Source organism: Neobacillus endophyticus (assembly GCF_013248975.1).
GTDB lineage: Bacteria > Bacillota > Bacilli > Bacillales > Cytobacillaceae > Neobacillus > Neobacillus endophyticus.
Genome location: NZ_JABRWH010000001.1, coordinates 3,529,175 through 3,542,835, shown reverse-complemented (window position 1 = coordinate 3,542,835; position 13,661 = coordinate 3,529,175). Strand labels below are relative to the sequence as shown.

Genomic DNA, 13,661 nt, shown 5'->3' with positions numbered 1-13,661 from the left:
AGCAGCCTCCATATATATTTTAAAATTTACATTTCTATTAAAATAAGTCTGTTGATAAATATCTCAAACCCGTATCTGGAAGGATCGTCACAATTCTCTTCCCTCTATTTTCCGGGCGTTTTGCCAGCTGTGTTGCTGCCCAGATCGCTGCACCAGAGGAAATTCCAACTAGGATCCCATCGGATTTTGCTACTGCTCTTGCTGCATTATAAGCTTCACTAGTCTCGACCTCGATTATTTCATCAATCACGTTGCTATTTACATTTGCTGGAACTCTCTCATCCCCTATATCTGAGAACCTGTGTACACCAGTGATTTCTGTAATATCTGGATTTTCTAATGTCGCAATTGATGCCATTCCTGGTTCCACGCCAACTACCAAAACATTTGGGTTTTTCGACTTTAAATACGCCCCTGTCCCGCTAATCGTTCCACCTGTACCAACTGCTGCTACCAATATATCTACCTGACCAGCCGTATCCTCCCAAATTTCAGGACCTGTTGTCTCAAAATGTATTTGGGGGTTGGCTTCATTTTCAAGCTGATTTAGAAAAACAACATTTTCTTCTTTTTCTGCAACCGATTTTTTAAAAACATTAATGACTGCAACAAAGTCCCCATCGGTTTCTTCCAGTGTCTGAACTAATTCAGGCACATTGGAAAATGGAATCACTTCTGCTCCATATGCTTTTATAACTTTTGTTCTCTCCTCACTTACACCGTCCTGCATGTAAACTCTGAGTTTATAGCCTTTGGATGCTGCCATTGCAGCTAAGCCTATACCTGTATTACCACTTGTTGTTTCAAGGATTGTAGTTCCTTTCTTTAGCACCCCTCTGTTTTCTGCTTCTTCCAGCATTGCTTTGGCAATTCTGTCTTTGACACTATTTGCAGGGTTTAAATATTCCAGCTTACCAATAATTTCAGCATCTAATTGATTTTCTTTTTCATAATTCACGATTTCTAATAACGGAGTTCTGCCTACAAGTTCAGAAATGGACTTTTTAATTTGGTTTGTAACAACTTTACTCATAATCCTTCCTCCATTCATTTTCCTCATATTTCGAAAAGTACTAAAGGATTGCTTAGATAAAGAATTCTTGTCAACTGGCTAGCCTGGTAGGGTGAAGACAGTGGTGAAGTTCGCCGAAAAGATAGTACAGCTTTACGACTGCGAGGCCAATGCACACGAAATATTCCTTGATGCACTTTTACCTGATAAGAAAGCTATTCTTTCCAATAGGCCAAAAAAAGGCGCCTATTACGCGTTTTAGCGTAAGGCGCCTTTGGTTGACCAATCAGCAACTTTTTTAATTTCCTTCATGTTACTCCAATTATTCCAATAAGTAAAGTGTGAATTATAAAAATTTTTCATAAATCTTTCACCACGGTCTGCTTGAATTAAAAGGAGCTTTCTTTTATTACATTATCGGAACTGTTAGAATATCTGTCATAAATGCCGTAAGGTTTCCTTAGCTTTTTTAACTGACTTAATGCAATCCACCGATTATGCAAAAAAACCACATGAAATTTTTCATGTAGTTTTTTTGAAATGAACCTTTATTACTGAATTTTCGATCATATCCAAACAATATTTAACCAGAAATTGATCTCAGTATATTCTTTACTGATCAATTAAATACTACTGAAAATAAATAAATGGGTGATGGGTTATGAAGCCATGGATTCACATATTAATTCATATCATCGTCGTTTTCGTTGGTATTAGTCTGAATCGCTACACAGAAACAAGGCAAGATCGAAAAATGTATATAGCATTAATGATCGGCGGCTTCATTTGGTCCCAAATTCAAACAGAGTATCTCTTATTGCGGATCAATAAAAACACTGAAAAAACAGTGCGAAAAATAGATTAATTATTGGTCCATGCTTATTTTACGAACCTTTTCCTTTTGGATCGTAACGATTAGCACACCTGCTACAATTAAGGAGCCACCGATAAAAAATTGAATGTTCAATTTTTCATTTAGCAAGAGCCAGCCTAAAAATGCGCCAACAATTGGCTGGAAAAAGAAAAATAAAGAACCTATTCCAGCATCCATTAATTCCATCCCTTTATTCCAAAGAAAAAAGGCTCCGGCTGTTGCTACAATACCTAAATAAATAACACCTAAAATAACCCAAATGTTTTGTGAAGATAGTACATTCGAATGAAGTTCCCACAACATTTCCGGTGTTGTAAAAATAAAGGCAAACAATATGGCATATGTCGTTATGGTTAAGGATGAAAACCGTTGGGAAGCAAGTTTTACATAGACAGATAATAAAGCCCATGTAATGGCAGCCCCTACTAAAATAAGACTGCCCCAAAAATAGTTTCCAATATTGGTTCTCCAACCAACAACCACTACAACACCACTTGTTGCTAGCACCACAGCCAATACTTTTCGAACAGTAAACCTCTCGTTTAGTACAAACTTTGCAAAGATGACGATAAAAGCAGGCGTTGCCGACGTTATGAGAGCTCCCGTGTGCGCATCCGTTAATTTTGTCCCAATGAATTGACAGGCAATGGAAATAAAATATCCAATAAACCCGATCCATCCGAGTAACAACCAATCCCTTTTCCTGAACGTTTCTTGCTTTTTCCTTTTTGCTTGATTTGCTTTTAAGAGCGCAAATAAGAAAACAAAAGCAATAACATAGCGCAACCAAACTAATGTTAAAGGAGGAACAAACTCCAAAATATATTTACTAATCACATACACACTGCCCCACATACTTGCGGCTAAAGATAAACAGATTGCACCAATTAAATTTTGTCTCATCATAATTATTTACCTCCGTCTATGATTGGGAATCCTTTCAACTGTTTCCCCTAAGACGAGGTATGATTCGTTGTCATAAATTGAACCATTCATCCCCCGACTTAGGAATGAACGGCTGGTTGATCATTTTCAAAAATATCAAGATATAACCTCAACATTTTCGCCCCCTCATAAACTTTTTTTTATTATACCATCCTTCTTTATGAAATAACGGTGAGTAAAGTAAAAATAGTTTATAAGTCATAGCTTAAGTCAAAACACCTACTATTTTCACCCTAAGTTACACAAATTATTGACATGCGATCGATTGTCCAAGCTTTCAAATGTGAATGTAATAAAATATGAAACAATAATTCTAAATATGTAGGCGCTGTTAAATTTGGCTGTTGATTTCCGATCCAATCAACAGTGTTTAAATATCAACAATGTTCTTTAACATAGCCAATAAAAAAAAGAAGTGAATACATTTAAAAGATCATTAAGGACATTTAAAAAGTGTCGCAAAACATTTTTCTGCGACACTTTATAAGCATTATTCTGTGTACGGCAAGGATCTATTCCATCGTTTCCAGTTCAATAATTTCCCGAAAAAATAAGAATAGATAAAAGTAAAGGCGATTCCACTTATGATGGAAGTGAACCCGTAAACAGTTAAACCTACCAATAAGATGAACAAATTAATATACTGAATGGTACTTGCAATATTTATTTTTTTATTTCTGCCATGTAAAATCAGAGCTATGACATCAAATCCTACAGTAGACGCATTAGCAGCTATGCATAAGTAATAACCAATGGATAATAAGATCGATGCAATGAGGATGACGGCAATGATGTTCAAATTAATACTTATTTTCATTGATAAAAAAAGATTGAAAAACAACATATAACAACAGCTGCTTAAAATAGATTTATAGAAAGATTCCTTTCCCAGGAAAACTAAACAGAATAGTAATAATAGAATGGTTGCACAATTAGCAATCAAGGCTATATCTAAACCAGTTACAGCATGTAAAATTAAGGCTGAACTTGTAACACCGCCATTAATAATTTTATACGGAACCATTAGATAGGCATAAGATATCGTGATGAAGATATTTCCGATCATAATTTTTAAAATATCCCCCACTGGTTACGTTTCCTTTCATCGGTAAAATCAGCTGCCTGATGCTGTTATATTCCAATCTTATGATACCACGTTTCATAAGATTACTGCACTTCTTTGCCAATAACAACTCCAGTTCAACATTTTACTAAATTCATACAAAAAACACCCGATTGATAGACTTTTTATGCCTATTGGTCGGGCGCTTTTATAATAATTGTCTCGGTGTTTTTATAAGATTAAATCCTGAACAATTCCAACATTTATTTCTTTCAATAATTCAATTGCTTGATTGTAATTTTTTTGCTCAAGATCATCAACTAATTCTTTATATTGCTTTATTAAATTTTGGATTCCCTGTTTTCGCAGTTGAAAAGCTGGTTCTGCAGTCCCCAGTAAAAATCGTTTCCATAAACGTTCCATTATTTCTTCCATTAAATTATTTCGATTCAAACGGATAATAGATGCAAAAAATTGCTCAATCGTCTGATAAAAGTCCCGTCCATTTTCTTCAAGATATGCCCGATCCAACACTTCTAAACATTCTCTTAATGTTAAAATATCAAATATGAGTTGCTTTTTTTCCGCTTTTTCTATACTTGCTCGAGCAAAATTCAACTGGATTTCAACCATATTGATGATTTCCATCGTTGACTTCTGAATATTTTTCACGATGGATCCATGATGACTATGATGCGTAAGAAGCCCTTCCGTTTCTAATTGTCCCAAAGCTTTACGAATCGGCGTTCGGCTCATTTGTAAATCCTTTACTAATTTAGCTTCCGTTAAGTGAGTCCCGGGTCTGTATCTTCCTTCAATTATTCCTTCTTTAATCATATCGTATGCTTGTTGTTCCATTGTTCTGTTTTTAAGCATTTACAATCTCCTTACTGACTTGTCCTTAATATTTAAGGCACGATATGTTTTATCTTTCCATTCCTGTAACTTGCATCTTGTGTTTTCTAATTATTGGAACAATCCATAAGAATAACCCCGATTCCATACCGAGGCCATCTATTAGTACTTCTTTCTTACATTAATATTTCCATATATTGTGGAGAAAAATATCTATTCATTCATCCAACATCCCCATAATATGATCCTTTAAAAAAAGATAATCACCAGATAATATTAAGGCAATTGCTATAATGTACTTTCTATTCCGCCCTAGTGTTTTTTTACTTATATTCACCTGTTTCTCCAATTGTTTAATAGGCAGACGCTTCTTATCAAATAAAAACTCCTTTAGCTCTTTGTCCTCAACTATAATTTTCGCAGTTAGAATCGCATTTTTTCTCGAATCTTGATGTTTTAGAGAGTTTTCGACTAAATCGTTAAAGCTAATATTAAAGGAGGTTAATGAATCTTTAAAATGAAGTATTTCTTCTTTTCTTAACTGTTCATCCTCTTTTTTATGAAAGTCATTCAAAGAAAGTTTATTCAAAATTATGGTTTCAGTCGATTCTGCGTCATTCGGAACTGTAAGATCAAAGTGAATGTGACGTTTTTTCGCTTGTATCCTAATATAATCAATTACCCGTCTTTTTATTATGATCTCTGCAAAACCCAGGAACAAACTGCCATGATCGGATGAAAATTTTTCAACCGCATCGTTAAACGCAATAAGGCCAATGCTAAATTCATCGTCAGATTCATAAATATATCGGGAACAAACCGAAGAAACAACTTTAGCAATAAATGGTTTGTACGAATTGATTATTTCGTTAAGCAACTGCTGGTCACCTTGTTGAATTAAAATTACAGCTTCCTCCAATGATCTCTCATTCTTATCGGCTTTCGACGATAAATTTAGCATTTTTCTCACCTCACAAAGGACTGTATTTAAAAATCACAAATTCTCCTAGACTAGTATTTTTATATTTCAATCACAAATCAGGAATGTTTTTTGATCATTAACAATTTCTATTCTTGAAAAAATTTCTTGTTTTTATTTAATTTATTCTCAAGATCTTCCTCGGATAAATAAATTCTTCTGACACTTAAAACTGGAATGTCTTTTCTATCAATCGTTTTAAATACGATATGGTTGCCCGCATGTCTTTTATTTTTTCTCATGAAAGATCTCTCCTTTCATTTATTTTCATCCAAACTTTTAATATTTTTGAAAAGTCAAAAATTATTCCAAAATAATATTCATAAACCAAATACTACAGGACAAAAAACATTTTGTATACACATTGTACTCACTTAACAGCATTTTCCTTCGTCTCCCAATTTACACAATCCTTTACCATTTCCCCTATTAGACAAACATTGTAAGCAGAAAATACTACTCATGATCAATACTTGAGACATGCCCGAGTGCTGCTTAAATTAAACAGGTCGAATAAAATAATGTTATTCTTTATTTTGTATACAAGTTGTTTCTAAAAAGATGTACCCTGAGAAACAGGATGAACAAGAATGAAAATTTGTTTCTGTGCTTCAAGCAAAAACTTGCTTGCTTTAAAAAAGTATTGAACGATTTTCAGCAGTCCATATAATAACAATAAAAAATAAAACGCCGCCTAAATGGCGACGTAAAAAGGTATAATTTTGGTATCCAATGTTACTCTATGCACTTTTTTCAGATTCAACAGGGTGCGAGGTTTTGAATTTTCCAGCAGGCATATTTACGATACCCACTCCCAAAAGAACCAGAATTCCTCCGAAAATTTGTGTAAGCAAAATGGGGTCCCCCAATACGAAATGCGATGCTAGGATCGCAACAAATGGCTGAATATTCATAAACATGGAAGCTGTTCCTGCCCCCACTTCTGCAACGCCATTATTCCACCAAAAACCTGCAATTCCTTGAGCTAATATTCCCGCACAGGCCAGTAATACCCACATAAACAAAGAATGGCTGATCAAAGTGCCACCTGCAATACTTTCTACACCTGCAGCAGGTATCATCAAAACACTTCCAAGGATAGTCGCGTAAATTGTTGTGATGTACGAATTCATCGTTTTCGATAATCCGCGGATAAACATAATACTAATGGACAAACAAATCATCGCCATTAAAACACTTAAGTCTCCCCATGAAATACCGAATGATCCATTACCGATTCCGATAATAGAAATCACTCCAAGCAGGCTGACCAAAGCGCCAATTCCCTTTTTTACCGTTAATTTCACTTTAAAAATAAACCGTTCTAAAAGAATGGTGGCAATTGGTGCCATTGCTATAATTAAAGAGGCTTTGGCCGGTGTGCTATGATGTAAACCAATAAAATAGAAGGTCTGATTAAATAAGGTACCAAAAATTCCAACCCCAAGCAGGTATTTCCATTCTATTTTGACAGGCCATCTCATTCCCTTATGAATGATCATAACCACTAACAGAAAAACTGATGTAAAACAAATACGAACTGTTGATAAAAAGACAGGGGAAAATCCATGAAGTAAGTAAGCACTAACAGGATAATTACATCCCCATAAAACCGACACCAAAAATAAACTGATGAAAGCCTTAGATTGACTAGCGTACATGTTACGCAACACTTACCTTTCTATTTCCTATCATACGATGAAAAACGATTTTAATTATAACACGGTTTTAATCGCCAAACGAAATATAAATTTTTTCAAAAAATAATACTCTTTTCCTTACCTTGATCATCAATATGTGTCTCAATAGCGATCCTGTACTTAACGGACGTTCATTCGGACATTTTTGCCATTCAACGGCTTCATCCCTTACCCTTTTTGCATGTCTGGTTTCTAAGACCATATCCATTATGGCAAGTAGAATAAATCATTTCAATTAAAACGAAAAAAGCCAGCGTTTGCCGACTTTATTTGCTTTATGCTATTGTTAAACATTTTGTTTATCCATGAGGAAAACTTGATTTCTGCCATGTTTTTTTGCTTGATACAGAAACTTGTCGGCTTTTATCAATGTACTCGTTCATTCATCATAAGTTTTTATTGTAGCAATTCCCAGGCTAATTTTTGCGGGCATTATACTTCTTTCAACTATTTGGATTGTTCTTCGACTTCTTATCTAACAGCTTCTGCAATGATCAAGCTCTGTTCTGCAGTTGTATATGGATTGAATATCAATAATTCGTCTCCACCAAGTCGAACCAGTACCTTTTCTTCATGTATTGATTGATGAAAGATTTTCGCGATATTTTTAAAAACAACATCGCCTGCCAAATTCCCCATATTTATCATTAATCTTCTTAAAATAATCAATATCACATAAACCTATACAATGAACCCCTTGCTCACTTTCCACAATTATGGACATCGTGATGTTAAATCAACGACAATAGGTTCATTAGTTTAACTTACATTCAAGGGGTAGGTAAATAAACATGCGACTGTTTCAAATCGAATACGATCGAGTGAATAATTCACTTATAAATTACAAGGATGGCCAGTAAAATACATATTACTGCTAATGCAAAAAAAATAACGGAAGTAATGCGATTCCGCCTTAGTTTAATAGCATAAGCACAAAAAAAGATGGCTGCAGCCAATTTGGATAAGCTCCTACAATAGCCATAATTCGAAAAAAAGGAGCTGCTAAAAACAATTGAAACAATCAATGTTGTTGAAATTAGTATTTTAAACCACAGAGGCTCTTTTAGAAATTGCTTGATTGTGAATTTGATCCATTGCATGAAGGTATAACTCCCCTCATTATATTTTTATTCCTAATTAAGCTTATGGTATGTTTTTTAAAAGAATTCCCACCATTTACTAAAATAAAAGTACAACCATAAATGGCGACTGTCTATGCTCGGAAAGTAAAAATTTATATAGAAGTAAACATGCAGGAACAAATTAGTCTAAAGCTATAAACAAAATTAAAATGGTTTGATATAACACCTTTTGGTGTTATAATATTTTACGACACCAAAAGGTGTTATATTTAATTTGACTTCTTTAGGAGGCAATAGGAATGGACAAGCAAGGACAAGAAATGTTTTTAAATTTTATTTTACAACGAGTGCAAGAAGGCAAAGAGGATGAAGCTAGAGAAATACTCATTGAAAACTTCAAGAAACAAGATGAAGGCACTTTTTCAATGGATGATATTCAACAGTTTGTCCCTAAGATGATTAGCTTATTAAAACCAGAAAAATTAGAGGAAGTTAAAGCAGTTGTGATGCAATTTTCCGGAAGTTTCGGTATTCAATAAAATCAACCAGCCTAATCACGATGTTTTTCAAGCCATTTCAGACCCTACCCGTCGCAGTATGTTACAATTACTTGCTGAAAGGGAAATGTCGATCGCTGAAATGGTAGAAAATTTCCCAATAAGCCGAACGGCTGTGAATAAGCATCTTCATATTCTTTCTGACTCTGCTCTTGTTCAAAGCCGAAAGGTAGGACGTGAAACCCGTTATACTCTGAAACCGGAACCATTAGCTAATATACAAATTTGGTTGCGCTTTTTTGAACGCTTTTGGGAGGATAAGCTCACTAAGCTAAAAAGATTGGTAGAGGAAGATCACGATTAGTTGGAAGAGAACCGAGAAGTGTTGTGTAACACTCTTGGTTCTCTTATTTTATTATTTTAAGCCTTTTTATTAATCTATAACACCGCATCCCCCTATAATGGGAATATCTCCTGATTGATCTTTCTCAGTGGTAGCTAACTCGATGCGAATTCCACTTGGTTCATAACAGAAAAGTGCAATAAATCCCCCTTCCTGCCCCCGTACTCCAATTCCATCAAATTGTAGGCGAATCTTTTTTTGTTTCATTCGCTCTTCGATTTTGCGCAAGAGGTCCACAGATTCAACCTGAAATGCTAGATGATGTAAACCTGCTGTTTTCACATCTGCTGTCTCCTCCGCTGTTTGCCACAAGGTAATCATCGTATTTCCATCAGTAACAAAAGCATAGTCCCCTTCTATATATTTTAATACTTGAAATTCAAGAATATCGACAAAGAAATCTTTTGTTTCCTTCAAATTCGTTACGCTTAACCCAACATGGTTTACCCCTTTAGTCAATGCCATAAAAACCCCACCTTTTCTTTTAAGATTTTATATTTTTGTGAACTTTGGAATAAGTGCAGAACAATTGCGATACACTTGCTCCACGGTTACTTTCACTACCTGAATACTTCCTGGAAACAAAGCAAGCAAGTCCGCGTCATCCAATACTTCAGCACTTCCATTGATCCGCAGCCGCTGCTGATGTGTAAAATCAATAAATATCATGCCAATATGCGGATTTTCCAGAATGTTTCCCAAACTATGAAAAGCGCCATTCCCCGGGTAATCTGGAAATATAAGAGTTGTCTCATCTAGCACTTTAACCGCAGGGGAACCTCCACGAAAATTACAATCACAATTACCGTCTTTGTCTGCTGTAGCAATGAAGAAAAAATCCATTGATTCCACATAGCGGCTTAAAAGATCAGATAATTGGTTACCGATGCGGATTCCCTTCGTTTGAAACTTACTTCGTAAGAACTTTTCTCCGTTAAGTTCCATCCTGCCACCTCGCTTTATAACCTCTATTTATTAGCTTTAATGGTTATATAATATCGCACTTATCATAACTTGTAAATAGATTTTTAACGGTTATAATAATCATGGAGGTGATCACATATTATGGACAATTCACGATACGTGTTAGGCGGAGCAGTATGGATTAATCTGGTCAATACCATCAATAAACGGATGGATGATATTCTTGATGATCAATCGAGAACTATTCAATGGCTGGAGGCAAACAATCTGTTGGGCGAGTCTAACGCGGAGACGATAAAAAATCCAGAATTGCTTCAATCATTAATCGACGAACTTCAAGGACTTCGCAGCCTGTGCAAAGAGATTCTAACTGAATTAGAAGAACAAGGAACTCCCTCCGCATATGCAAAGGATCAAATACAAAAACTTATCGAACGAGTACACGTCCGTCTGACTCTTGTTCAGGCCGCAGAAAAACTGGATCTAATTTGTCAAGGAGTCACACTATTGGATCATGTTCTGTATCAAATCGTTCACTCGATGATTCACACCTTAAGCACCGTCTCTCTCGACCGTATCCGAAAATGCGAACATGAAAACTGCATTCTCTATTTTATCGATACTTCAAAATCGGGAAAAAGGCGCTGGTGCAGCATGGAGACGTGCGGTAATCGACAGAAAGCGGCAGAATTTTATGCAAGGAAAAAAAGAAGTTACAGTAATTGAACTGGACCGTAGCCACCACTAACAACCAAAAAGCAGCCTTGTTCATCCTATAATCATGTCTCTAAACCTTTTCATTTGTCTGGTCTTTAACGCGGGAAGCTTTGATAACATCTGATGTTGCAATCGGTTATTGTTTTCAGATTGAAATTTAATTTTACCTGCCTTGTTAATTGACAAAGGCTTATATAAAAAGGACGCCTCCTTATTAAAAAGAAAGGCGCCCTTTTGCACAATTAGGAAAATCTATTACGATTGATTTTATTTTCTACATGACTCTTACTCACTTAACATTTTTTAGCATATTTCCGCAAAAGCCCTCACAGGAAATGTTCCAAATCCTTTAATTTTGGGAGGTACGGCATAAAACACAAAGTTCTTATTTGAAAGGTCCTTTAAATTACACAAGTGTTCAACAATCAGTATTTCTTGTCCTAGTAAAAGGGTATGTACGGGACGAGCATTTCCTGACATGTCATCTATATTGACCGAATCAATCCCTACTAATGCAGCTCTTCTTTTCATTAAATATTTTGCTGCTCTTTCTGTTAAATAGGGATGGTTTTCGAAATACTGATCTGTATTCCAATGTTTGTCCCAACCTGTATGAATTAAAACTGCTTTTCCCTCTATATCGAGACCATAAAAAAACTGTTCATCAATTTCTTTCGTGTTTTCATCAACATGTACAATCATTCCTTCTAAGCCAGCCATTTTGTCAATGACGGTTTCTGAAAGGTCTTTCCCATCAGGATATCTATGGAACGGTACATCAACATATGTTCCTGTGTTAGAAACCATTTCGATTTTCCCAATTTGAAATTCTGTACCTTTTTCATAATGTTTACGTGATTCTTCACGACTTAGATAATCACAGATTATGGGTGCAGGAAGCCCTTTATACGTTATAAGTCCATTTTCAATCGTATGACTTAAATCAATAAAAACTTTTTTCCTCATCTTCTTTCCACTCTCCCTTAACACTATTTTTAATAAAAGGACTAGAAAATTTTAACATATCCTCCAACCTACACTTGCAACCAAAATAACAAAATAAATATGATTATTAATGAACAGAATTGAATTATTTTAGAGGTGCTTTAGTGAATTTTATGGGATTTATCGTTACGTTTGGCACATTTATTTTATCGACTGGCTTCCTTTACTTAGTTGGACATACTTTTCATATTCATTGGTTAATGCTCCATAATGAATTTACCAATAATGAAAATGGTTTTAACACGTCAATTGGTTCTCTAACACCATTCATCCTTGGGCTGATTATTAGCTATTTTGCGGAACGGATCTATCTTCATAAAAGCCGGTAATCTTATGTCGAGAAACGTATACAGGATACTTTCGAGAAATTTTAAATATACTTTTATATATAAAGCATGTAAGATAGAGATAATAAACATAAAAGAAATAGCAGGTGATTATCATTATAGAAATCAAGAGATCTCCATTAAGTGATGGAGAATTTAATCGTGGAGTATTTGCAACCGTTGATATAGCGAAAGGTCAGCTGATTCATGAAGCTCCTGTCATTCCATATCCAAATAAAGAACATGTTCACATTGAAAAAACTTTGCTTGCAGATTATGCGTTTGAGTATGGGATCAATCATACCGCTATCTTGCTTGGTTATGGAATGCTTTTTAATCATTCGTATGAGCCTAACGCCATTTATGAGATTAACTTTCAAAACCATACGTTTGACTTCTATGCCTACAAGGATATAAAAGCAGGAGAAGAAATCCTGATCAACTATAATGGTGATGTTGATGATAAGGAACCATTATGGTTCGATAAAGAGTAAGGTTCAAAAAAGATAAAAAATAGCAGGAAATTTGGTTTTTAAAATGTTAATTTACATTTTAAAAAAACTAATTTCCTGCTTTAAACTAAGGAACTTCATACTTATTCCATTAATTTGAAAGAAAGAAGATTACGTTAACCAAACCAGGTTTTCCCTTCAAGATGATGGAAAAAAGGCAAATCGGCTTATCCTAAACAGTTGTGGATACATTTAAATACTTTTTCAGATGGCAGGGGTCATTCCTCTGCTGTCTTTTTATTAGGCACTTTTCGTAAACTTTGTTCTGTTAGTACTGCTTTGTTGGATTCGAATAAAGAACCTGTCCCTATCGAGGGTTTTTTCGGACTGGTTTGGTGGATTTTCTTGCGAACCTGTCCTTATCAGGAGTTCTTTCGGACAGCTTCGTTAGATTTTCTTGCGAACCTGTCCCTTTCTCGAGTTCTTTCGGACTGATTTGCTGGATTCTCTTGAGTACCTGTCCCTATCGAGGGTTTTTTCGGACTGGTTTGGTGGATTTTTTAGCAACCCTGTCCTTATCAGGAGTTCTTTCGGACAGCTTCGTTGGATTTTCTTGCGAACCTGTCCCTTTCTCGAGTTCTTTCGGACTGGTTTGCTGGATTTTCTTGCGAACCTGTCCCTTTCTCGAGTTCTTTCGGACTGGTTTGCAGGATTCTCTTGCGATTCTGTCCGAATCGAAGGCTCTTTCGGACTGGTTTGCTGGATCCTCTTGAGTACCTGTCCCTATCGTCGGTTCATTTGGATCTGTTTGAAAAACAACCATTTAA

General features: G+C 35.4%; 18 protein-coding genes. 6 read left to right on the top strand and 12 right to left on the bottom strand.

Annotated elements, in window-relative coordinates:
- Positions 1–37 precede the first annotated feature (37 nt).
- Positions 38–1,033 carry a PLP-dependent cysteine synthase family protein gene (locus HPT25_RS17530; RefSeq protein WP_173066961.1) on the bottom strand — a complete coding sequence of 332 codons (996 nt, stop codon included), beginning with the start codon at positions 1,031–1,033 and terminating at the stop codon, positions 38–40.
- 640 nt (positions 1,034–1,673) lie between these two features.
- Here HPT25_RS17530 and HPT25_RS17525 point away from each other — a divergent pair.
- The gene (locus HPT25_RS17525; protein ID WP_173066958.1) at positions 1,674–1,877 is read left to right on the top strand and encodes a hypothetical protein; all 204 of its coding nucleotides are present in this window, start codon (positions 1,674–1,676) and stop codon (positions 1,875–1,877) included.
- Here the strand turns inward: HPT25_RS17525 and HPT25_RS17520 are convergent, their stop codons facing one another.
- The 7 genes from HPT25_RS17520 to HPT25_RS17490 all read right to left on the bottom strand — a co-directional run bounded on the left by HPT25_RS17520 (position 1,878) and on the right by HPT25_RS17490 (position 8,067).
- Complete coding sequence (locus tag HPT25_RS17520; RefSeq protein ID WP_173071232.1) at positions 1,878–2,789, bottom strand: DMT family transporter; 912 nt, start codon at positions 2,787–2,789, stop codon at positions 1,878–1,880. It abuts the gene before it with no gap.
- Positions 2,790–3,321: 532 nt separating this feature from the next.
- The gene (locus HPT25_RS17515) at positions 3,322–3,918 is read right to left on the bottom strand and encodes a YitT family protein (protein ID WP_217269745.1); all 597 of its coding nucleotides are present in this window, start codon (positions 3,916–3,918) and stop codon (positions 3,322–3,324) included.
- Positions 3,919–4,125: 207 nt separating this feature from the next.
- The gene (locus tag HPT25_RS17510) at positions 4,126–4,770 is read right to left on the bottom strand and encodes a GntR family transcriptional regulator (protein WP_173066955.1); all 645 of its coding nucleotides are present in this window, start codon (positions 4,768–4,770) and stop codon (positions 4,126–4,128) included.
- A gap of 196 nt (positions 4,771–4,966) precedes the next feature.
- Complete coding sequence (sigI, locus tag HPT25_RS17505) at positions 4,967–5,719, bottom strand: RNA polymerase sigma factor SigI (protein ID WP_312857301.1); 753 nt, start codon at positions 5,717–5,719, stop codon at positions 4,967–4,969.
- Between the two features lie 98 nt (positions 5,720–5,817).
- On the bottom strand, positions 5,818–5,970 hold the full coding sequence (locus tag HPT25_RS17500) for a hypothetical protein (RefSeq protein WP_173066949.1): 153 nt from the start codon (positions 5,968–5,970) through the stop codon (positions 5,818–5,820).
- 498 nt (positions 5,971–6,468) lie between these two features.
- Positions 6,469–7,401, bottom strand: a complete 933-nt coding sequence (locus HPT25_RS17495; protein ID WP_217269744.1) for a DMT family transporter — start codon at positions 7,399–7,401, stop codon at positions 6,469–6,471.
- 498 nt (positions 7,402–7,899) lie between these two features.
- The gene (locus HPT25_RS17490; protein ID WP_173066943.1) at positions 7,900–8,067 is read right to left on the bottom strand and encodes a diguanylate cyclase domain-containing protein; all 168 of its coding nucleotides are present in this window, start codon (positions 8,065–8,067) and stop codon (positions 7,900–7,902) included.
- Positions 8,068–8,809: 742 nt separating this feature from the next.
- Between HPT25_RS17490 and HPT25_RS17485 the strand changes: the two genes are divergently transcribed.
- Together HPT25_RS17485 and HPT25_RS17480 are read left to right on the top strand one after the other, a co-directional pair.
- A complete protein-coding gene (locus HPT25_RS17485; protein WP_173066940.1) occupies positions 8,810–9,049 on the top strand; it encodes a hypothetical protein in 240 nt (79 codons plus the stop codon).
- 1 nt (position 9,050) lies between these two features.
- Complete coding sequence (locus HPT25_RS17480; RefSeq protein WP_312857351.1) at positions 9,051–9,371, top strand: ArsR/SmtB family transcription factor; 321 nt, start codon at positions 9,051–9,053, stop codon at positions 9,369–9,371.
- Positions 9,372–9,440: 69 nt separating this feature from the next.
- Here HPT25_RS17480 and HPT25_RS17475 read toward each other — a convergent pair whose 3' ends face one another.
- The gene (locus tag HPT25_RS17475) at positions 9,441–9,875 is read right to left on the bottom strand and encodes a VOC family protein (protein WP_173066934.1); all 435 of its coding nucleotides are present in this window, start codon (positions 9,873–9,875) and stop codon (positions 9,441–9,443) included.
- A gap of 27 nt (positions 9,876–9,902) precedes the next feature.
- Positions 9,903–10,355, bottom strand: a complete 453-nt coding sequence (locus tag HPT25_RS17470) for a pyridoxamine 5'-phosphate oxidase family protein (protein ID WP_173066931.1) — start codon at positions 10,353–10,355, stop codon at positions 9,903–9,905.
- A 120-nt stretch (positions 10,356–10,475) separates the two neighbouring features.
- Here HPT25_RS17470 and HPT25_RS17465 point away from each other — a divergent pair, with 120 nt between their 5' ends.
- Entirely contained in the window at positions 10,476–11,060 is a 585-nt protein-coding gene (locus tag HPT25_RS17465; RefSeq protein ID WP_173066928.1) for a CGNR zinc finger domain-containing protein, read from the top strand.
- Between the two features lie 294 nt (positions 11,061–11,354).
- On the opposite strand, the gene HPT25_RS17460 is transcribed toward HPT25_RS17465, so the two are convergent.
- On the bottom strand, positions 11,355–12,017 hold the full coding sequence (locus HPT25_RS17460; RefSeq protein WP_173066926.1) for a cyclase family protein: 663 nt from the start codon (positions 12,015–12,017) through the stop codon (positions 11,355–11,357).
- Between the two features lie 152 nt (positions 12,018–12,169).
- Here HPT25_RS17460 and HPT25_RS17455 point away from each other — a divergent pair, with 152 nt between their 5' ends.
- A complete protein-coding gene (locus HPT25_RS17455) occupies positions 12,170–12,385 on the top strand; it encodes a hypothetical protein (RefSeq protein WP_173071229.1) in 216 nt (71 codons plus the stop codon).
- Positions 12,386–12,498: 113 nt separating this feature from the next.
- Complete coding sequence (locus HPT25_RS17450; RefSeq protein WP_173071227.1) at positions 12,499–12,876, top strand: SET domain-containing protein; 378 nt, start codon at positions 12,499–12,501, stop codon at positions 12,874–12,876.
- A 481-nt stretch (positions 12,877–13,357) separates the two neighbouring features.
- On the opposite strand, the gene HPT25_RS17445 is transcribed toward HPT25_RS17450, so the two are convergent.
- The gene (locus HPT25_RS17445; protein ID WP_173066923.1) at positions 13,358–13,657 is read right to left on the bottom strand and encodes a hypothetical protein; all 300 of its coding nucleotides are present in this window, start codon (positions 13,655–13,657) and stop codon (positions 13,358–13,360) included.
- Between the last annotated feature and the right edge of the window lie 4 nt (positions 13,658–13,661).